This is a genomic window from Amycolatopsis sp. NBC_00345 (assembly GCF_036116635.1).
GTDB lineage: Bacteria > Actinomycetota > Actinomycetes > Mycobacteriales > Pseudonocardiaceae > Amycolatopsis.
In genome coordinates, this window is the sequence record NZ_CP107995.1 from 4,289,701 (window position 1) to 4,309,620 (window position 19,920).

At 72.7% G+C, this 19,920-nt stretch carries 17 protein-coding genes; 7 read left to right on the forward strand and 10 right to left on the reverse strand.

Annotated elements, in window-relative coordinates; translation table 11 throughout:
• Positions 1 to 79: 79 nt before the first annotated feature.
• Positions 80 to 1,267 carry a dephospho-CoA kinase gene (coaE, locus tag OG943_RS18775; protein ID WP_328611081.1) on the reverse strand — a complete coding sequence of 396 codons (1,188 nt, stop codon included), beginning with the start codon at positions 1,265 to 1,267 and terminating at the stop codon, positions 80 to 82.
• A 219-nt stretch (positions 1,268 to 1,486) separates the two neighbouring features.
• On the opposite strand from coaE, the gene OG943_RS18780 reads away from it, so the two are divergent.
• Positions 1,487 to 1,705 carry a hypothetical protein gene (locus tag OG943_RS18780; RefSeq protein WP_328611082.1) on the forward strand — a complete coding sequence of 73 codons (219 nt, stop codon included), beginning with the start codon at positions 1,487 to 1,489 and terminating at the stop codon, positions 1,703 to 1,705.
• Positions 1,706 to 1,715: 10 nt separating this feature from the next.
• Here OG943_RS18780 and OG943_RS18785 read toward each other — a convergent pair whose 3' ends face one another.
• The 3 genes from OG943_RS18785 to OG943_RS18795 are packed head-to-tail and all read right to left on the reverse strand — an operon-like array spanning position 1,716 to position 3,790.
• Entirely contained in the window at positions 1,716 to 2,678 is a 963-nt protein-coding gene (locus tag OG943_RS18785) for a GlxA family transcriptional regulator (RefSeq protein WP_328611083.1), read from the reverse strand.
• Positions 2,679 to 2,721: 43 nt separating this feature from the next.
• Positions 2,722 to 3,162 carry an OsmC family protein gene (locus OG943_RS18790; RefSeq protein WP_328611084.1) on the reverse strand — a complete coding sequence of 147 codons (441 nt, stop codon included), beginning with the start codon at positions 3,160 to 3,162 and terminating at the stop codon, positions 2,722 to 2,724.
• Between the two features lie 4 nt (positions 3,163 to 3,166).
• Positions 3,167 to 3,790: an HD domain-containing protein gene (locus OG943_RS18795; RefSeq protein ID WP_328611085.1), complete on the reverse strand. Its 624-nt coding sequence runs from the start codon at positions 3,788 to 3,790 to the stop codon at positions 3,167 to 3,169.
• 243 nt (positions 3,791 to 4,033) lie between these two features.
• On the opposite strand from OG943_RS18795, the gene OG943_RS18800 reads away from it, so the two are divergent.
• Positions 4,034 to 4,663, forward strand: a complete 630-nt coding sequence (locus OG943_RS18800) for a TetR/AcrR family transcriptional regulator (protein WP_328611086.1) — start codon at positions 4,034 to 4,036, stop codon at positions 4,661 to 4,663.
• Positions 4,664 to 4,781: 118 nt separating this feature from the next.
• Here OG943_RS18800 and rpsA read toward each other — a convergent pair whose 3' ends face one another.
• Complete coding sequence (gene rpsA, locus OG943_RS18805; RefSeq protein ID WP_328611087.1) at positions 4,782 to 6,299, reverse strand: 30S ribosomal protein S1; 1,518 nt, start codon at positions 6,297 to 6,299, stop codon at positions 4,782 to 4,784.
• Positions 6,300 to 6,603: 304 nt separating this feature from the next.
• Here rpsA and OG943_RS18810 point away from each other — a divergent pair, with 304 nt between their 5' ends.
• The 5 genes from OG943_RS18810 to OG943_RS18830 all read left to right on the forward strand — a co-directional run bounded on the left by OG943_RS18810 (position 6,604) and on the right by OG943_RS18830 (position 11,712).
• Positions 6,604 to 7,482, forward strand: coding sequence for a class I SAM-dependent methyltransferase (locus tag OG943_RS18810; RefSeq protein ID WP_328611088.1), 879 nt, complete (start codon positions 6,604 to 6,606; stop codon positions 7,480 to 7,482).
• A gap of 67 nt (positions 7,483 to 7,549) precedes the next feature.
• Positions 7,550 to 8,410: a GNAT family N-acetyltransferase gene (locus tag OG943_RS18815; RefSeq protein ID WP_328612095.1), complete on the forward strand. Its 861-nt coding sequence runs from the start codon at positions 7,550 to 7,552 to the stop codon at positions 8,408 to 8,410.
• Positions 8,411 to 8,528: 118 nt separating this feature from the next.
• Entirely contained in the window at positions 8,529 to 9,203 is a 675-nt protein-coding gene (locus tag OG943_RS18820; protein ID WP_328611089.1) for an ABC transporter ATP-binding protein, read from the forward strand.
• A 29-nt stretch (positions 9,204 to 9,232) separates the two neighbouring features.
• Positions 9,233 to 11,128, forward strand: coding sequence for a YhgE/Pip domain-containing protein (locus tag OG943_RS18825; protein WP_328612096.1), 1,896 nt, complete (start codon positions 9,233 to 9,235; stop codon positions 11,126 to 11,128).
• 11 nt (positions 11,129 to 11,139) lie between these two features.
• Positions 11,140 to 11,712 carry a TetR/AcrR family transcriptional regulator gene (locus OG943_RS18830; RefSeq protein ID WP_328611090.1) on the forward strand — a complete coding sequence of 191 codons (573 nt, stop codon included), beginning with the start codon at positions 11,140 to 11,142 and terminating at the stop codon, positions 11,710 to 11,712.
• 306 nt (positions 11,713 to 12,018) lie between these two features.
• On the opposite strand, the gene OG943_RS18835 is transcribed toward OG943_RS18830, so the two are convergent.
• Genes OG943_RS18835 through OG943_RS18855 form a run of 5 tightly spaced genes read right to left on the reverse strand, consistent with a single transcriptional unit; the run spans position 12,019 to position 19,855 of the window.
• Positions 12,019 to 13,341 carry an ABC transporter substrate-binding protein gene (locus tag OG943_RS18835; RefSeq protein ID WP_328611091.1) on the reverse strand — a complete coding sequence of 441 codons (1,323 nt, stop codon included), beginning with the start codon at positions 13,339 to 13,341 and terminating at the stop codon, positions 12,019 to 12,021.
• Between the two features lie 17 nt (positions 13,342 to 13,358).
• Positions 13,359 to 14,444 (reverse strand): hypothetical protein, encoded by a 1,086-nt coding sequence (locus OG943_RS18840; RefSeq protein WP_328611092.1) that lies wholly within the window; start codon positions 14,442 to 14,444, stop codon positions 13,359 to 13,361.
• Positions 14,441 to 15,847 (reverse strand): VWA domain-containing protein, encoded by a 1,407-nt coding sequence (locus tag OG943_RS18845; RefSeq protein ID WP_328611093.1) that lies wholly within the window; start codon positions 15,845 to 15,847, stop codon positions 14,441 to 14,443. Before OG943_RS18845 ends, OG943_RS18840 begins: the two co-directional genes overlap by 4 nt.
• A gap of 46 nt (positions 15,848 to 15,893) precedes the next feature.
• Positions 15,894 to 18,185, reverse strand: coding sequence for a serine/threonine-protein kinase (locus OG943_RS18850; protein ID WP_328611094.1), 2,292 nt, complete (start codon positions 18,183 to 18,185; stop codon positions 15,894 to 15,896).
• Complete coding sequence (locus OG943_RS18855; RefSeq protein ID WP_328611095.1) at positions 18,182 to 19,855, reverse strand: S1 family peptidase; 1,674 nt, start codon at positions 19,853 to 19,855, stop codon at positions 18,182 to 18,184. The genes OG943_RS18850 and OG943_RS18855 overlap by 4 nt, the downstream gene beginning before the upstream one ends.
• Between the last annotated feature and the right edge of the window lie 65 nt (positions 19,856 to 19,920).

Here is a 19,920-nt window from a genome sequence, read left to right on the forward strand (position 1 = left end):
GTCTCCGGCGTGGTCGTCGATGCGGCGCGCTTCATGCGGGAAACGCTAACCGCGGCCGTGGCCCGCGCGCATCCGCTTTTCACGGTGTCCAGGACGTCTGCGCGGCCCACGCCTCGGCGCGGGTGAAGGCGGCGTTGACCCAGCCCTGCTTCTCGTCGGCGTAGCGCTCGATAGTGCCGTCAGCCGCGTGCTTACGGGCGAGCTGCTGCTTCAGCTCCGCGTACGCGTCACGCTCCGCCGGGTGCGCGCGGATCCAGTCGCGGAACAGCAGGGCAAGCCGCCACGAGGGCGTCTCCGGCGAGCGCACGTGCACGTTCACCGCGCGCTTCGGATCCGCGCCGACGTGCACCCGCTTCGGCCACGGCGCCGCGCCGTCCTCCTGCGGGTCGTCGACCCACTCGCCCTCCAGGAGCGGGAACCCGGCGTCGGAGATCGCCCCGGCGAGCGCGTCGGCGTCGGCCAGCGACGGCACGGTCAGCTGGAGATCGAGCACGTCCTTCGCGGGCAGCCCCGGCACGGACGTCGAGCCGAGGTGGTCGGCGCGCAGCAGCCGGTCCCCCGCGGCCTGCCGCAGCCGGGCGAGCTGGCGCTCCGCCTGCATCGGCCACGTCGTGTCGTACGGCGAGATGACCGGCGACATCGGCGGGCGCGGCCGGCGCAGCCGCACGTTGGCCTCGAACGGCACCAGCCGGTCCGCCCACAGCGCGTCGACGTCGGCGAGCACGATGTCCTGGGCCCCGCCGTTGTCGAGCCAGACGTCGGCGACCGCGCGGCGCTGGGCGTCGCTGGCCTGGGCGCGGATGCGGGCGCGCGCGTCGTCCTCGGCCATGCCCCGGGCCTCGACCAGCCGCCGGACGCGGACCTCCATCGGCGCGTCGACGATCACCACGAGGTGGTACGCCGGGGCCAGGTTGCCCTCGACGAGCAGCGGGATGTCGTGCACGACCACCGCGTCCGGGGCCGCCTCGGCCATCAGCTCGGCGGTGCGCGCGCCGACCAGCGGGTGCACGATCCCGTTCAGCCGCTTGCGCGACTCCTCGTCGGCGAACGCCTTCGCGGCGAGCGCGGGCCGGTTCAGGGAGCCGTCCTCGGCGAGCACGTCCTCGCCGAACGCCGCCACGACCGCGGCCAGCCCCGGCGTGCCGGGCTCGACGACCTCACGCGCGATCCGGTCGGAGTCCACGAGCACCGCGCCGTGTTCGGCGAGCCGGGTGGCCGCCGTCGATTTCCCCGCGCCGATTCCGCCCGTCAAACCCACTCGCAGCATGGGGGTCACCCTAACCAGACCCCGGCCGTCACCCGATCAGGGGAGGTCAGCCGTCGTGCACGTGCACTCGCACGGGTGGACGCACACCTCAAGTGGAAAAGCAAGGACATAGTGGCGGGCAGCTCTCCCTGATTTGGGTGACACGCCGGGCCATTACCTGGATTTATCGCCGCGGGTGCGTAGCGTGCGCGGCGGACGGGTCGCCCACACGGAGGAACGATGGCGGATAAGCACGTCGGGAAGCACCGGCTCGGCACACCGGGGCTGGTGCACTGCGTCGGTTACCACCCCGTGGCGGTGGCACTGGCCGAGTACCGGCGGACCTGGTGGAGCGCGTTACTGGTCCCCGCCCAGCACAGTTTCGCCGGACTGCGCCGCCGTGCCCGCGCCGCGGCACTCGAACGCATCTGGGTCCCGGCGGTCGTCCGCGCCACCTGACCGAAGCCCTTCAGCGGCGGGCGGTGCGGAAACGCGCCCGGTACGCGCCCGGCGGCACGCCCAGCTCCCGGGTGAACACCCGCCGCAGCGTCTCCGGGGAGCCGAAGCCGGTCCGGCGGGCCACCACGTCGAGCGGATCCGTCCCGCGTTCGAGCAGCTGGCGCGCCGCCTCCAGGCGTGTGCTCTCCACGAACCTCGCGACCGACGTGCCCGCCTGCTCGCGGAACAGCCGCGTCAGATGGCGGACGCTGACTCCCGCGCCGTGGGCCAGCGAGGTCAGGCTGTGGTCCCCCGCGGGATCGGCCGTGACGCGGTCCATCAGCCCCCGCAGCAGCTCGTGAGCCGCCGGTCCGGCGGTGAGGCGCACGCTGAACTGCGACTGGCCGCCCGGCCGCTGCAGGAACACCACCAGGTGCTTCGCCACCAGCCGGGCCGCCTCGGCGCCCAGGTCCTCCTCCACCAGCGCCAGCGAGAGGTCGATGCCCGCCGTGACGCCGGCCGAGCTGAGCACCGGGCCGTCGCGCACGAAGATCGCGTCGCTGTCCACGTCGACGGCCGGGTAGCGGCGGGCGAGCTGGTCCGCGAACTCCCAGTGCGTCGCCGCGCGACGGCCGTCCAGCAGCCCCGCCGCGGCCAGCGCGAAAGCGCCCGCGCAGACCGACGCCGTGCGCCGCGCCTGCCCGGCCAGGCGGCGGACCTGCGCCAGCAACGGCTCGTCGGCCACCGTCGCCTGCCAGTGGGGACCGCCGGGCACCACCAGGGTGCCGTCCTCGACGGTCACCTCCTCCAGCGCGACGTCCGCGCCGAGCCGCGTGCCGGTGGTCGTGCGGACGTCGGCGCCGCCCGGGGACGCGGTCAGCAGCTCGTACTCCGCGCCGTGCTCGTTGGCCATGCCGAACACCTCGAGCGGGCCGGTGACGTCCAGCAGCCGCACCGAGTCGTAGACCACGACCACCACCCGTCCGGAGCGCATGCCCCCAGCCTCGCCGTCCGGGCGACCCGGGCGCAACACGCCCTCAGACCACCCGGGTGTCGATGGTGATCTCATGGGTCAGCGTCCGGTGCACCGGGCACTTGTCCGCGATCTCCAGCAGCTTCGCGCGCTGCTCGTCGTCCAGGTCGCCTTCGAAGGAGATCTCGCGGGTGATGCGGCTCAGCATGCCGACCTCCGTCTCGCAGCGTTCGCAGTCGCGCGCGTGGATGCGCTCGTGGCGCAGGCGGACGGTGGTGCGCACGAGCGGGATGCCCTTGCGGTCGGCGTACATCCGCAGGGTCATCGCCGTGCAGGAGCCCAGCGAAGCGAGCAGGAGGTCGTACGGTGTCGGTCCCGCGTCGTCGCCGCCCACCGACCGCGGCTCGTCGGCGGCGAACTCGTGGGCCGCCGTGGTGATCCGCTGGGTGTAACGGCCGCCGCCCGCGTCGGTGACGACAACGGTGCCGGGCTCCGGCTGGGTCATCCGGTCATTCCTCCCACTTGGAGTTCTCGATGGTCTCGACGAAGTCCTGCCGGACGAAGCCTGGCACAAACCGCGCCAGCACGTCGGCCTTGACGTTGCCGAACGTCGTTTGTGGACGGTCACGGATACCGTCGGTGAACGCCGCGAGGATCCGCCGCTTGAATTCGGGCCGCGGGTGGGCCTCGACCACGGCGGCGCGGGCCTCGGCGCCCAGGTCCTCGTAGCCGATGCCGAGCACGTCGTACTCCACGCCCGCCGTGACCAGCGCGACCTCGGGCTCCAGGTGCGCCGGGATCTCGGGCGTGGTGTGCAGCGCGATGGCCGTCCACGCGATCCGCGCGCGCTCGGCGGCGTCGTCGTGGGCGTCGTGGGCGAGCAGGAACCGGCGGGCCTCGTCGGCGCCGTCGAGTTCGAAACGGCGGTCGGTGCGGTGACCGGCGACGAGGCCGACGTCGTGGAACAGCGCGGCGACGTAAAGCAGCTCCGCGTCGAACTCCAGCCCCCGACGCTCGCCCTGCAGCGCGCCGAAGAGGAAGACGCGCACGGAATGGTCGTAGAGCAACGGACTCGCGGTGTCGCGGACGAAATCGGCCGCGTCCGTGGCGAGTTTGCTGTCCGGGATTCGCACACCCGCTATCCGGGTAACCGAAGGGGAGGTCATGGCCGGGCCTTTCCGCGTTCCGGCACCGCATGGCCGGGCATCTACGACGGTGCCAGCGCCCGGGCGGACCGGCCCGGTGTCCATGGGACGAAGATCCCACAGATCCGGCCGCCGGGCGAAGTTCCCAAGACGGCGCGGATATCGTATCTTCTGCAGGCGTACACGGACTTGAACGTTGTCCTACGCGGCACCTGCGAAGGGGGTGAGGGTATGGCCACCCGGCATCTGTCCGTGCAGCCCGCCGAGCAGAACACCCGCAAGCGGTTCCTCGACGCGGCGCTGGCGGTGCTGACCGACCGGGGCGTCGCCGGGCTCACGGTGCGCGGGGTCGCCGAGGCGGCCGGCGCCTCCACCCTCACCGTGTACACCCGCTTCGGCGGGCGCACGGGACTGCTCGACGCCTTGTACGAACGCGCTTTCGACCTGATGCGCGAACAGCTGCTCGACGTGCCGCCCGAGACCGAGAACGGCCTCGCCGACCTGCTCGAGGTGGCGCTGGCCTACCGCCGCTTCGCACTGGAGAACCCGGCTCGCTACGCGTTGATGTACGAGCGGTCGGTCCACGACTTCGACCCGGACCCGGAGCTGCGCAAAGCGGTGATGCGGACGACGTTCGTGATGTTCGTGGACAAGATCCGCCGGGTCAGTGAGCCCGGTGTGGACCTGCAGGAGCTCGGTTACCTGCTGTGGACGTCGATGCACGGCCTGGTCAGCGTGGAGCTGACGATGCGCGCGCAGACCCCGCTCAGCGACTGGTTCATCGACAGCACCGACGAAGCCAACGAGCGCGTCTACCGCGCCGGCGTGCTGGCGATGTGCACCGGCCTCGGCCTCCGCTGACGGCGTCTTCCGCCGAACCCCGCGCTGGTAAACGCTGCACTTGAAAAACACTGCACTGAAAACACTGCGGCCCCGGTCCGAATCGGACCGGGGCCGCAGTAGTTCTTACGGGGCTAGATCACGCGCCACCGGAGAGCTTCTCGCGGAGCGCCGCGAGCTGCTCGTCGCTGGCGAGCGTGCCGCCGCTCTTGGCCTCGGCCGGAGCGGAGGTGTAGCTCTGCTCGCCGCCGTCACTGCTGCTGCTACTGCTGCTGCTGGTGACACCGGTCGCGGCGTCGGCCGCCGCTTCCGCGTCGGCCTCGGCGGCCTTGACGACCTGCTTCATGTGGGCCTCGTAACGAGTGTGCGCCTCGGCGTACTGGCGCTCCCACTCCTCACGCTGCTTGTCGAAGCCGTCCTGCCACTCCTGGGTGTCCGGGTCGAAGCCTTCGGGGTAGATGTAGTTGCCCTCGGCGTCGTACTCGGCAGCCATGCCGTACTGGGTCGGGTCGAACTCGGTCTCGGTGGTGACGCCCTCGTTCGCCTGCTTCAGCGACAGCGAGATGCGACGACGCTCGAGGTCGATGTCGATGACCTTGACCATCACGTCGCCGTTGACCTGGACGACCTGCTCCGGGATCTCCACGTGGCGCTCGGCCAGCTCGGAGATGTGCACCAGGCCCTCGATGCCCTCCTCGACACGCACGAACGCGCCGAACGGGACGAGCTTGGTGACCTTGCCCGGCACGATCTGGCCGATCGCGTGGGTGCGGGCGAACTGGCGCCACGGGTCTTCCTGGGTCGCCTTCAGCGACAGGGACACGCGCTCGCGGTCCATGTCGACGTCGAGGACCTCGACCGTGACCTCCTGGCCGACCTCGACGACCTCGGACGGGTGGTCGATGTGCTTCCAGGACAGCTCGGAGACGTGCACCAGGCCGTCGACGCCACCCAGGTCCACGAAGGCACCGAAGTTGACGATGGACGACACGACGCCCTTGCGGACCTGGCCCTTGGCGAGCGCGTTGAGGAACTCGCTGCGCACCTCGGACTGGGTCTGCTCCAGGTACGCGCGGCGGGACAGGACCACGTTGTTGCGGTTCTTGTCCAGCTCGATGATCTTCGCCTCGAGCTCACGGCCGACGTACGGCTGCAGGTCGCGCACACGGCGCATCTCGACCAGCGACGCGGGCAGGAAGCCGCGCAGGCCGATGTCCAGGATGAGGCCGCCCTTGACGACCTCGATGACGGTGCCCTTGACGGGCTCGTCCTTCTCCTTGAGCTCCTCGATCGTGCCCCAGGCGCGCTCGTACTGCGCGCGCTTCTTGGACAGGATCAGACGGCCTTCCTTGTCCTCCTTCTGGAGAACCAGGGCTTCGACCTCATCGCCGACGGTGACAACCTCAGCCGGGTCGACATCGTGCTTGATGGAGAGCTCGCGCGAGGGGATGACACCCTCGGTCTTGTAGCCGATGTCGAGCAGGACCTCGTCGCGGTCGACCTTGACGATGGTGCCTTCGACGATGTCGCCATCGTTGAAGTACTTGATCGTCTTGTCGATCGCTGCGAGGAAATCTTCCTCCGACCCGATGTCGTTGATGGCGACCTGGGGGGCGCCGGTCGGCGCGGTCGGGGCGGTGGCGGTGTCGGTGGTCATTAGGCGGGTTGCTCCGGTGGATGGGATCGTAGGGTTTGTAGTTGGCCGCGCAGCGAGCGGCGAAAACGAGGCATGCGACGACCCTGCTACAACGTCCGGCGAGCAAACGTCCCAGTGAACGACCGCGGCATGACCCGCTAACGGTGCGCGGCCCCGGCAGGTGATGAACCCAGGCAGCGCGAACCCACTGCGCTAACACTTATCGTACGCGGGCCACGGTAGGGGACACAATCAGGGTCTCCCACCCAGCCGCTACCCTCTGCGCAACGTCGACTCCGGCCCCGACATTCCCCGAAGGACCACCATGCCCGAGCCCGCAGCAGTGCCGGAGACAGTGCCGGCGGCGGTGCCCGAAGCGGACCGCCACGAGCACGCCGAGCAGCAGCTCGGCACCACCGGCGTCGGTTACCGGACGGTCGGCGGCGCCGAGGCCGCGGCCGCGAACCTCGCCTGGTGGGACGCCGACGCCGACGACTACCAGGCCGCCCACGGCGACTTCCTCGGCGACGCCGACTTCGTCTGGTGCCCCGAGGGCGTGCGCGAGGCCGAGGCGCACCTGCTCGGCGACGTCCGCGGCAAGCGCGTGCTCGAGGTCGGCTGCGGCCAGGCCGCCTGCTCGCGCTGGCTCGTCTCGTCGGGCGCGGACGCCGTGGCCACCGACCTGTCCGCGGGCATGCTCCGCCACGCCCGCGAGGGCAACGAGCGCACCGGCGTCCGGGTCCCGCTCGTGCAAGCGAACGCCGAAGTACTGCCCTTCGCCTCCGGCAGCTTCGACGCCGCCTGCTCGGCGTTCGGCGCGCTGCCGTTCGTCCCCTCGCTCGAGACGGTGTTCGCGGAAGTCCGGCGGGTGCTGCGGCCGGGCTCGCCGTGGGTCTTCTCGGTGACTCACCCGATGCGGTGGATCTTCCCGGACGACCCGGGCCCGCAGGGCCTCACCGTCACGCAGCCCTACTTCGACCGCACGCCGTACCTGGAGGTGGACGACGCGGGCGAGGCCACCTACGTCGAGTACCACCGGACCCTCGGCGATTACGTGCGCGCGCTGGCCGGGACCGGGTTCGCCCTGGAGGACCTGCTGGAGCCGGAGTGGCCGGCGGGCCACACCCGGACCTGGGGCCAGTGGAGCCCGTTGCGCGGCAAGCTCTTCCCGGGCACGGCGATCTTCCGCACCCGCCTCGCCTGAGCCGCGGCTACGCTCCGGCTCCGTGGCCACCACCGAGGGCATCGCCCGCTTCACCGCGCTCGACCCGATGCTGCCGCCGCCCGCGCCGGCCGCGACCGGCGGCCGTGTCGAGGCGACGACGGTGGACGGCGTGCGGGTGACGGCCGGCGTGCAGCACCACCGGCACGGGCCCGGCGACGGCGCGCTGCTGTGGTCGGCGGCCGAGGTCTGGCAGCTCTTCCCCGACGCGGACACCGCCGGCACCGAAGGCTTCGACCTGCTGCTGGGCGCGCTGCGGTCCCGATTGGACACCGAGGCGCCGGGTGCCGACTCGGCCTGCGTCGTGAACTGGCCGAGCCGCGACGCCGAGGCGATCCGCGCGTTCCTCGACCACGGGCTGACGCCGCTGGCCGCGCTCGCCGTGCGGACCGACGGCCCGCCTCCGGCCTTGGCCCCGGGTGACGCCGCCGTCCGGCTCGCCGGCCCGGCCGACTTCGACACCGTGCTGGCGCTCTGCACGGCGACGTTCGACTACACCGGGCTCGTCGCGCACCGGCGGCGGGAGCAGACCGCCGAACTGCTCGCGCCCGCGCTGCGCCACGCGCTCGACGAGCCCCTGACCTGGCTGGCCGAGGCCGACGGCGAGCCGGTGGCCCTCGCGCAGTGCGCGTGGGTCGACTCGGGCGAGGGCGCCGAAGCGGCGGAGCTGCTGCCGTCCGGGCGCTGGGGCTACGTCAACAACATGGTGACCACGGCCGGGCACCGCGGCTCCGGCGTCGGACGGGCGCTGATGGCGCACGTCCACCGGGAGCTGCTCGGCGCGGGCGCCACCGCCACGTACCTCTACTACAACCCGACCAACCCGCTCTCGTCGGTGTTCTGGCACCGGCAGGGCTATCGTCCACTGTGGACGTCCTGGGAGGCGCACCCGGCGTCCGCGCTGCGGTGACCGCCCGGCTCGCGTCACCCGGTGGTGTGACGTGCACCCACCCGGCTTGCCGCCCGTCGGCACCGGGGTCTAGCTTTTTGAACTGACTGGTCAGTTCAAAAGAGGCAGGAGCTCCCCCGTGCAGGTACGAGCCGACCGGGTGTCCTTGACGGGCGCCCACGGTTTACTGTTGCCGCCCACCTCGCTGACCGCCGAGGACGGCTGCCTGACGCTCGTCCACGGTGAGCCCGGCGTCGGCGTCACCGCGCTCGGCCTCGCGCTCGCGGGCCGGGTCAAGCCGACCACCGGCACCGTGACCACCGACGCGGGCGGTGACCTCCGCGACCTGGTGGCGGTCGTCGACGCGCCGGGCGTGAGCGAGCCCGACGAGGCGCTCTTGCTGCGCGTGGTCGCCGGCGAAGAGCTGGCGCTCGCCCACCGCCCGGCCGGCAAGGAGGACGTCGCGCGCTGGCTCGCCGCGCACGACGCCGCGCCGTTCGCGAACAGCCGCTTCGAGAACCTCGAGCCCGCGCTGCGCACCCGGCTGCTGGCCGCGCTGGCCGCCGAGCGCACGGGCACCCGCGTGCTCGTACTCGACGCCCCCGACCGGCACACCAGCGACGTCGAGTCGTGGACGGCGGTCGCCAGAGAGCACGCCGAACGCGGCCTGGCCGTGGTCGTGCTCGCCGCGACCACGCCGGTCTCCGCCCTCCCCTACCCGCCGGCCCGCATCGGGTCGGCCGACCAGCCCGAACCGGTGCGGCTGCTCGTGAGCGCCGAAGGTGACAGCACCGAAGGAGACGAAGAGGCATGACCACCCCCGACGACAAGCGCGCCGGCGGGCTGAACGCCTTCCGCATCGCGCTCAACGAGCTGCGCCGGCTGTCCGCCGGCACCCTGCCGAAGCTGGCGATGGCCGCGCTCGTGCTGGTGCCGCTGCTCTACGCGTCGTTCTACCTGTACGCGAACTACGACCCCTACGGCCGGCTCGACAAGCTGCCCGCCGCCGTCTACACCACCGACGCCGGAGCCAAGGACTCCGGCGGCGCGGAGCGCAACATCGGCCGCGAGGTCACCGACGAGCTGACGAAGTCCGGCACGTTCCAGTGGCACGAAGTGTCCGAAAAGGACGCCAACGACGGCGTGCGCGACGACAAGTACTCCTTCGCCATCGGCATCCCGCGCGACTTCTCCGCCGCGTTGCTGTCCTCGGGCAACTTCACGCCGCAGCAGGCCACGATCACGCTGTCCACCAACGACTCCAACAACTACCTGGCCGGCACCATCGCCAAGCAGGTGGCCGACCAGGTGCGCAAGACCATCCAGGAGAAGGTGGGCAGCGAGGCCGCCGACCGGTTCCTGGTCGGGTTCTCCACCATCTACGGCAAGGTCTCCGACGCCGCGAACGGCGCGCAGCAGCTCGCCGACGGCGCGGCGAAACTGCAGACCGGGCAGAAACAGCTCGCCGACGGCGCGAGCCAGCTGGCCACCGGGTCCGGCACCCTGGCCACCGGGCTGGGCACGCTGAAGTCGAGCACCGCCGAGCTGCCGAGCCAGACCCAGAAGCTCGCGTCCGGCGCCGGGCAGGTCGCCGACGGCAACCAGAAGGTGGCCGACGCCGCCTCGGTCGCCGCGTCCGCTTCGTCCGACATCCAGGGCAAGCTCGACAGCTACCGCACCCAGCTGAGCACCGACCTGCACAACGCCGGGCTCACCGACGCGCAGGCGAACGAGATCCTGGACCGGGCCGACCAGCTGCGCTCCCCCGTCGACCAGGCGAACACCAAGATCCAGGCCGCGAACGGCGACCTGGCGAAGCTCGCGAGCGGCGCGCGCCAGGTTTCGGACGGCGCGCAGCAGCTGGCCGCCGCCTCGCCGCAGCTGACCAGCGGCATCGCGCAGGCGTCCGACGGCGCGAACCAGCTGCGCGACGGCGCGGCGAAGCTGAACGACGGGGAGAAGACCGCCGTCACCGGCACCGACCAGCTCGCGACCGGGGCCACCCAGCTGCGCGACGGGCTCTCGGCCGGGCTCAAGCAGATCCCGAACCCGGACGACCCGACCCGGACGGCCACGGCGAACACGATCGCCGACCCGGTCGCGGTGACCTCCAACGGCGTCGCGTCCGCGGGCACCTACGGCGCCGGGCTCGCCCCGTTCTTCATCTCGCTGGCGACCTGGATCGGCGCGTTCGTGCTGTTCCTGCTGATCCGGCCGCTGTCCACGCGGGCGCTGACCGCGGGCGCGTCGCCGATCCGGGTGGCGCTGGGCGGCTGGCTGTCCTCGGCCGTGCTGGGGATCGCGCAGGTGGTCGTGCTGTTCGCCGCGGTGACCTGGCTGGTCGGCATCCACATCGCGCATCCGTTGGGCGCCATCGGTTTCGCGATACTCGTGTCACTGGCGTTCACCTCGGTGGTGCACGCGCTGAACGCGTTCTTCGGTGCCGTGGGCAAGTTCCTCGGGCTGGTCCTGCTGGTGCTGCAGCTGGTCAGCGCGGGCGGCACGTTCCCGTGGCAGACGATCCCGGACGCGCTGTACCCGCTGCACGTGGTGCTGCCCATGGGCTACGCGATCGACGGCTTCCGCCACCTGCTCTACACCGGCGCGTCGATGCAGATCCTCGGCGACATCGGGGTACTGGTGGCCTACCTGGTGGGCGGGATCCTGCTGTCCACGCTGGCCGCGCGCAAGCACCGCGTGTGGTCGGTCTCGGCGCTCAAGCCCGAGCTGAGCCTGTAGCACCCGCGGCCGTGAGAGAGACGACCAAGCAGAAGCTCTTCGAGGCGACCCTGCGGCTTTCGGCCAGCAGGGGCCTCGTGGGGCTGACCGTGGACGACATCGCCACCGAGGCCGGCGTCGCCAAGGGCACCGTGTACTACAACTTCGGGTCCAAGGACGGGCTGATCGACGGGCTGCTGCGGTACGGCGTCGACCTGGTGGCCGGGCGGCTGCGGGCAGCGGTCTCGGACGCCGACCCGCTGACCGTGATCGAGGCCCAGATCGACGTCACCCTGGCGTTCATCGCGGAGTACCCGGGGTTCTCGCAGATCCTGGTCAGCGAGCTGTGGCGGACGCCGGGCCAGTGGCACGACACGCTGGCCCTGCTGCGCGAGGAGCTCATCTCGATCGTCAAGGGCCAGCTCCAGCGCCTCGACGAGGCCGGGCGGCTGCCCGCGGGCGTCGCCATCCCGACCGCCGCGGCCGGGCTGTTCGGCACCATGCTGGTGGTGGCGCTCGACTGGCAGGTCTTCCAGCCGGGCCGCACCCGTGACGAGGTGCGTGACGCGGTGATGGTGCTGGTCCGGGGCCTCGGCCGCGCCTGACTTGCCGCCCCGCCGGGCAAAGTCCGTCAAGGCCTCCTTACCCGCGTCGGACGCGGGTAAGGAGGCCTTGACGGACTTCCTGAGGTCAGTTGCAGTTGGCGCAGCAGCCGCAGCCCTTGCCGGTGCACGCGGAGCAGCAACCGTGACGCATGACGACCTTGAACAGCCGCTTGATCATCTCTAGTCCTCCGTTCGATCGACACCTGCGCATATGACGCTAAGTGCTGCCGCGGTGGCCTCGGTACCGCCGGGCGGGCGGGTGACCGGGTGAATCACGCCGCGCGAGCAGCGGCGCCGGGCCGGTCCTCACTGTCCACAAGGGACGTCCAGCCACTCGCTGCGCGGGACGGCGCGGCGGGTGTCCTCCAGCCGGCTCAGCAGGGTGTCCAGCTGCCCGGGGTCGTTCACGTACTCGAGGACCGCGCGGTAGAACGCGCCGGTCATGGCGGCGGGCATCAGGTCGGAGGCGTCGAAGCACACCTGCGACTGGCCGGTGAGCGCCTCGGCCACCTTGCGCTTGACCGGGTCGCCGTAGACCGACTGGCCGACCTTCGCACTGGCCGAGAACGCGCTGGCCGAGGCGATGCCCGGCCAGATCCGCTGCGCCTCCGGCGTGACCAGGAACTCCATCAGCCGGCGGGACTGCGGGGTGTCGTGGAACATACCCGCGAGGTCCGCCGACACCACCGAGACGGGCGGGCCGGGGAAGCGGAAGAAGTCGTAGTCGGTGCCGGGACGCGGCGCCTGCCCGGTCCCGGTGCGCATGGCCTGGTAGCTGCTCATCACGAACGAGCCCTCGTGCTCCATCAGGCAGCCCGGCGGGTCGGTGAACAACGGGCGGCCCGCGTCGCCGAAGTCGGTGAGCAGCGCGGCCGGGGCCCCGCCGTCGATCCCGCCCGGGTGCACCACCAGCGCGCCCCAGTCCAGCCAGGCCTGGCGGACCTGCGGCGAGGTCCACGGCAGCGTGCCCGCCGCCCACTGCCGGTAGGCCGCCGGACCGGCCGAGTGCAGCAGGATGTCCTCGATCCAGTCGGTGCCCGGCCAGCCCGAGACCGGCGGCGCGGCCAGGCCGAGGCACCACGGCGTGCCGCCGTTCGCGCTCTGGTGCTCGGCGAGGTTCAGCAGCTGCGGCCAGGTCGTCGGCTTCGCGCCGGGCAGTGCCGGCGGGTGGTACCAGATCTCGCTCTTCAGGTCGGCCTTCACCGCCACGGAGTACAGCTGCTGCTCGCCGACGCGCTGCAGGCTCACCCACTGCTTGCCGTAGAAGTCCTCGGCCTGCCGTTCCAGGAAACCGAGCGGCTGCAGCTCGTGCCGCCGCACGTAGCCGGCCAGCGAGCCGGGGCTCGGCAGCACCGCGATGTCGGGCGCCGTGCCGCGCTGCAGGTCGGCGGCCAGCACCTGGTCGAGCGCGCGGGTGCCCTGGTAGTCGACGGTGATGTGGGTTTCGTCCTCGAACGCCTGCAGCACCTGGTGGAACGCCTCGCCCTCGGCGTCGGTCCAGGACGCGAGCACGCTCACGCTGCCACCGTCCGAAGTGGCGGAACAGGCCGTGCTCACGCCCAGCACGAAAACCACGGCCAGCAGGGCCAGCCGGCGCCGCAACGGGCTTCTCGGCGACCGTGCTTTCATCGGATTCCCCCGGTTTCTCATGGCTCGTACCGATATTCGTCGATGCGCCGGTACAGCCCCCACACCACGAGGCCCGCGGCCAGCACCACGCCGACGGGCACGAGCACCGGCAGCCCGCCGGACTCCGCGGCCGACGCCGCCTGCGCGGTCACGGCCTTGGCCGCCGCCGTCACCCGGTCCGTGGTGTCCGGCGCGGCGGAGACCGGCCGGATCGCGGCCTCGAAGTCGTCCACAGTGGACCCGCAGCCGGTGGCGCCGCACTGCTGCCGCACCAGGTTCGCGAGCCCGGACTGCCCGTTCGCGTCGGTGGCGGCCACTTCGGCCTGCCGGACGGCGAGCGCGTCGTCGACCCGGGCACGCACGTCGTCGAGCCCGCCCGCCAGGCCGAGTGTGGCGGACAGCGCCACCACGACGCCGGCGGTGAGCACACTCGCGCCCAGCAGCAGCGGGTTGAGCCGGCGGCGGAACCGGCCGCGCAGGTACAGCTGGGTGAGCACCAGCAGGACCAGCAGCAGCACGGGCGGGATGAGCCACAGCGGGAGCAGGCCCGCGCTCATGCCGTCGCCGGCCAGCTGGCGGTCGAGCGCCGCGCGCTCCTGGCCCTGCAGGTCCACCAGCTGCGCCAGCACGCCGCCCGGCGCGTGCAGCAGCCGGGAGGCGTACCAGAGGTCGGCGAGGCCGACGGCCGCCGAGCCGGGCTGCCGGAAGTGCGCGTCGGCCTGGCCCATCGCGCTCGCGTACGCGGTGACGAGCCCCGCCACGACCTGCGGGGTGCCGCCACTGGCCTCGTCCGCCTGGTTGAACTCCGCGACCTGCGCGAGGCTCTGGCTCGCCGCGGCCATCTCGTTCTCGTAGTCCTGCCCGGGGCCGGCGAGCTTCGCCTCGCCCGAGGCGAAGCTGGACACGGCCGCGGCGTCGGCGGACACCAGCGCGTCACGAGCCGCCGCGACCGCGAGGATCGCCTGGCTCGTCCGGGCCTGCACCAGGGCGGCGGTGTCCACCACACCGGTGACCGCGAGGTACGACGTGACCAGCGTCAGCACCGCGCACCCGAGCAGGGCCGCGCGCAGCCGGACCAGCGTCACCCGGGTCGTGGTCCTCACGCGGTGTCCCCTTCGGCCAGCGGCTCCCCGCAGGCCTCGCAGAAGTCCGCCGGCTGCGGGGTCAGCTCGGCGCAGACCGGGCACTCCAGCGGTTCGGCGCCGGGCCGCGCCTCGGCGGCCTTCGGGGTGTCGCCGCCGACGTGGGTGACGCGTGAGATCAGCAGGTTGAGCAGCTCGCTGCGGGTGACGTCGGGGCGCAGCTGGACGTCACCCGCGGCGGCGTCGACGACTTCCACGATCCGGCGGAGCCGCTTGAGGATCTCCTCGTTCCCGGTCTCGGTGGCGATCCGGGTGGCGCGGCCCCACGCGATGCGCGCGCCCGCGTGGTCCCCGGCCACGTAGGCGTCGCCGCCCTCGGTGAGCGCCTCGCCGAGTTCGGCCTGCACGGTGTACTGCAGCACCTTCGGATGGATGAGCGTGGGCGGCACCGGGTCGTGCGTCCAGCGGCCCAGCACCGGCACGGGCGGTTCCCCGGCGCCGTCGACCTCGACCCAGGCGAGCTGCCGGTCGCGGTCGTAACTCGGCACGAGGTCCTCGGCGAGGTCCACCGCGATCTGGTACTCGCGGGTCTCGGCCGCGCCCCAGGAACCGAGCGACAGCACCAGCTCGCCCTCGCCGTCGGGCACGCAGCGCGAGGTGAGGTCGTAGGTGTTCGGGCGGACCTGCTTGACCGACCGCAGCCGGCTGTAGCCCATCGTGCCGATCCGCAGCCGGACGTCGGGCACGACCTTCGTCAGCGCGGCGTCCACCAGCGCGCGGAAGTCGGCGACCAGGTCCTCGTCGTGCACGACCGAATCGACGCCGCCGCGCAGCATCGTGACGATCTCGGTCAGCTCGGTCTGGTCCCAGCCGTCGCCGATCCCGCGTGCGTCACAGACGAACTCGCCTTCGCACGCGCTGAGCACCCGCTGAAGCTCTTGGCGCGACTGCGATTCGTTCCGGCCGTCGGTGAGCAGGATCGCGTGGCGGACGGCGCCGGGCGCCAGCGCGAACAGGTCCCGGGCCAGCGCGAGCCACTCGCCCATCGCCGTGCCGCCCACCGCCGCGAGGCGCCCGACCGCCGCCGTGGCCGCGCGGCGGGTCTCGTCCGACGCCGTGGCCAGCCAGGGCCTGTCCGGGTAGACCAGCTCCGCCCGCCCGGTGCCGCGGACGACGGCGAAGCGCGTGCCGTCCGGGAGCACCGAGATCGCCGCGGCCGCCGCCCGGCGCGCGGCGCCGATCTTCGTCGGCGGGTAGCGCATGGAGCTGGAGCAGTCGACCAGCAGCACCTCCGCCGCGCCGTGTTCCGCCGGCGGCGGCTCCGGCTCGCCGTGCGCCGACACGGTCACGATCGCCTGCATCTCCCGGTCCTCGACGCTGAGGAACCGGTTCTGGTGGACCTCGATGTCCAGCCCCACGCCCATTTTCGCCCCCTCGTTCCCGTTCGTCAGAGCCAGTGGTTCCCGTTCGCTAGAGCCAGGTCACCGGCCGGGTCGCGTTGGCCCGGTCGACCAGCACGTCGTGGTGGGCCGTGGTGGCGGCGTACCGGCCGATCCGGCGGTAGGAGCCGTCGAGCAGCAGCCGCAGCCCGCGTTCGTCCGGCCGGTCGCCGAGCACCGGCCCGGGCGGCAGGCCGTGCAGCCCGGCGAGGACGCACAGCAGCGCCGTCTCGCGGACCTCGGCCGTGAGCCGCTCCATGGTGTCCTCGTCCAGCTCCAGCGCGGACAGCCGTTCGACGGCCTCGGTGAGGTCCGCGGTGCCGGGCAGCCCGTTCCGGCCCGGCAGCACGCCGGCGTGCACACGGACGCCCGCGATCCGCGCGGCCTCGTCGTGGCGTGAGTACTCCGGGACCTGGTCGAGCAGCCGCACCGCGGCGGCGCGGTCGCCCCGCTTCAGCTGCCCTCGGGCGAGCGCGAACGCGGCGTTGACCTGCAGGTGGTCACGCACCCACAGCGCGTCATGGAACGGCGCGGCGCGCCGTTCCACACCGTCGAGGTGCTCGATGCAGAGCCCGAGGGCGAGCTTCGGCGTCTCCTCACCCGGGAGGTCGCGGTAGACCTGGTCGAACCGCACCCGGGCGCCGGGGACGTCCCCCGTCGTCAGTGCCACCAGGCCGCGGTACCACGCGATCCGCCAGTCGTGCTCGGCCCTGGCGCCCAGCAGCCGTGCCGCCGCGGTGACGCAGGCGCCCGCCCGTCCGACCGCTTCGCCCGTCCTGTCCATTTCGGACAGTTCGAGCAGGGCGCGGCAGCGGCGCAGCTCCACCTCGACGGAACGGCCGGGCCGGTCCAGCTTCTTCAGCAGCCGCGCGGCGTCCGGGGCGCGGACGGTGCGCAGGAAGGTGATCTCGGCGTCGTGCGGGTCCTCGCGGGGGACGGGCAGCCCCAGCGCGATCTCCCGCGGGGTGGGCAACGCGTCGAGCGGCGCCGCGGCGCCGCCGGTCCAGTGCTCCAGGGGCGGCGCCTGGCCGAGCCCGGCGTCGAGCAGCACGGCGGGCTCGGTGAAGAGCGTGGAGATCGCCGGCCGCGATTCACGGTCGCGCAGCGAAAGGATCTCGTGCAGCACTCCGTCGAGCTGGACGAGCATCTCCTGCGCGGTGGCGAACCGGTGGTCGAACCCGCCGGTCGCGCGGTCCAGCACGTGGGTGAACGAGGTGACGCCGAAGGCGATCGAACGGTCCTCCGGACGCGGCCAGCCGTCGCTGGCGAGGAACAGGTCGCGCAGCGTCGCGCCGACGGTGTGGAGGTCGGACCGCACCGTGAGCCCGTGGTCGGCCAGCTCCGCGTCGCCGATCTGGAACCGCGGGTTGCCGACCACCGGGCTGGTCTGGTCGCCGACCTTGCGGATCGCGCCGAAGTCGATCAGCTTGATCCGCTTCTCGCCGTGGATCACGTTCTGCGGGCTCATGTCGCAGTAGAGCAGGCCCTGGGAGTGCAGGTAGTCCAGCGCGGTCAGGATCTCCCGGCCGTAGGCCACGACGTGCTCCACGAGCAGCCGGCCCTCAGGGGCGTCGAGCGCCGCGCGGCCGCGCCGCATCACCTCGGTGAGCGGCAGCCCGTCGACGAACTCCATCACGATGTAGCGGGCGTCCGCGCCGCCGTGCGGGTCGGGATGCGTGACGACGTCGTGGATCCGCACGATGTTCGGGTGCTCCAGCGCGGTGAGCACCTGGCTCTCGGTCTCCGCGATGCGCACGGCCGCCTCGTCGCTGGTGTTGATCAAGCCTTTGAGCGCGACGTAGTTACCGAGCCGGATGTCCTTGCCGAGGTAGACGAAACCGAGCCCGCCGCGGGCGATGCAGCCGTGCACCTCGTACCGGCCTTCCACCAGGTCGCCGGCGAAAAGCTTGGGAGAGAAGGAGAACGGCGTCCGGCACCGCGGGCAGAAGCCCTCCGTGCGGGCCGGGTGGCCTGCCCCCGAGCGCCCGACCGGGATACCGCAGCCGCGTTTGCCGCAGTGCCGTTCCTGCTCGCTCACGTGCGGTTCGGTGATCACCCGGCCGGCGAGGTCGGGCAGCACGACCACGGGCAGCGGCACGTACTCGCCGCCGGTGCCGTGGCCCGCGGTGTGCTGCGCCCGGGTGGCGACGGTGCTGGTGATGCGGCTCGGGCGCTCCCCCGGCCCGGGGATGACCAGCGAGACGGGCCCGGGACCCGGCGCCGCGGGGGCGGGCTCGGGGTCGCCGGGTTCCCAGCCGCACTTCTGGCAGAACCCCGTGCGGCCGATCGTGCCGTCGCAGGCCTCGCGGGGGCAAGTCGTCACGCGGGTTCCCCCTCGTCTCGGCCGCAGATGGCGTCGCCGTACTCCTCGACCGCGGCCGTCGCGGCAGCGAGGTCGCACCGGCCTTCGTAGAGCAGCCGCCAAGCCTTGGCGTACAAGACATCCAGGAGCGGGTCTTCGACGAGCCCGAGCTTGCGGGCCTTGTCGCTGTAGCTGTCGAGGCGGAAGCGGAGCGCGGTGCGCTGCTCGATCAGGTCGTCGAGGCGCGTCTTCGCCGCGTTCCCGGCGGTGAGGTCGGCGGCGACGCGCTGCTCGACCTCCCCGACGTGCCGCCCCGCCCACTCGACGTCTCCCTCGTCGGCGGCCGTGCGCAGCTGGTTGACCAGGCCGCGGCGGCGCGGCGACCGGGCCGGCGGCTCCGGCTCGCCGTCGAAGCGCTCGCTGACCGTCACGGCGTGCTCCTCCAGCGCGGCCAGCTCCGCGACCGCCTTGTCCAGCAAGGAGATCCGGCTCGCGAGGCCGCCGGGCGGGACGGCGCCGGCACTCAGCGAACGCAGCGTGCTGAACCCGGGTGAGGACTCGCGGCGGAAGCCGAGCGCGAGCCGCAGGCCGAGCTGCCCGGCGCGGTCGGCCAGTGGCGCGATCACCTCGCCGACCAACCGGTCCGGCTCCACGGCGTCGTCGATCGCGGTGACGACGACGGTCCGGACCGAATGCGAGACGGGACCGCCGTGGTCCGGCGTGAGCTCCAGGCGTTCGGCGAGACGCCGGCGGACCTCGTCGACGGACTTGCCCGCGGCGTCCACGGCGAGGTCGACGCTGCCCGAGGGCGGAACCGTCCCCTCGGGCACGGTGTCGCGCAACGAACCGGCGGCGGCCGCGCGCTCCCGGTCCCCCAGCACCACCCCGACGTCGAGCGCCACGGCCCTGGCCGAACCGGGTTCGCCGGTGACCAGCACCCAGACGGGCGGCCCCGCGCTGTTCGCCTTGTCGCGCAACCAGTCGGCCAGCTTCCGCGCGAACAGGAGGTCGTAATCCGCGTCGTGGGGAGCGCTGCCGAAGGCCGTGCTGAAAGTCGGGTCGACGGCGGGGCTGCCGTCGCCCCAGTCGCGCACGCCGCCGAGGTACCCGAGCACCGTCTCGACCGGGATCATCACCGAGGCGGGGTCGCCTTGGGCGACGTAGCGGCCGACGACCATGCCGACGACCCGGCCGCCGGGCTCTTCGATCACGGCCGTGCCGCTGTACCCGGCGTCGATCGGCGGGTATTCCGGCCGTCGGGTCAGCTGTATCCATTCGCCGCCGGGGCCGGCCTCGCCGGTCAGCGTGCCTCGGTACCACAGCCCGTCGTCCGCTCCGGGCGGGAAGCCGTACGCGCGGACGGGCAGCTCGTCGGGCAGCGGCATCCGGTGCAGCGGCGCGGGGAACACCCCGGGCTCCGGTGCGGCCAGCCGGAGCAGGGCGACGTCACCGCGCTCGTCGGGGCCGGCCGGCACCCAGCCGCCCTCGACCACCTTCGCGATGCCGACGGGGGTGTCCGGCAGCCCGACGAAATCGGCGAACAGCTCGGCCTCCGGGCCGCCGGCCTGCTCGACGACGTGGGCGCAGGTAAGCAGGTACTCCTCGTCGAGCATGGTGCCCGCCCCGTGGATCCGGCCGTGACGATCGCGCAGCCGGACCCGCCAGCGTCTTCGCTCGGCCTGGTAACCCACGCCGGGGACCCTACGCCGGGCGACGGCGCCGCCGGGGCGGCTTCACCGAAAGTGGCCCATGCTGG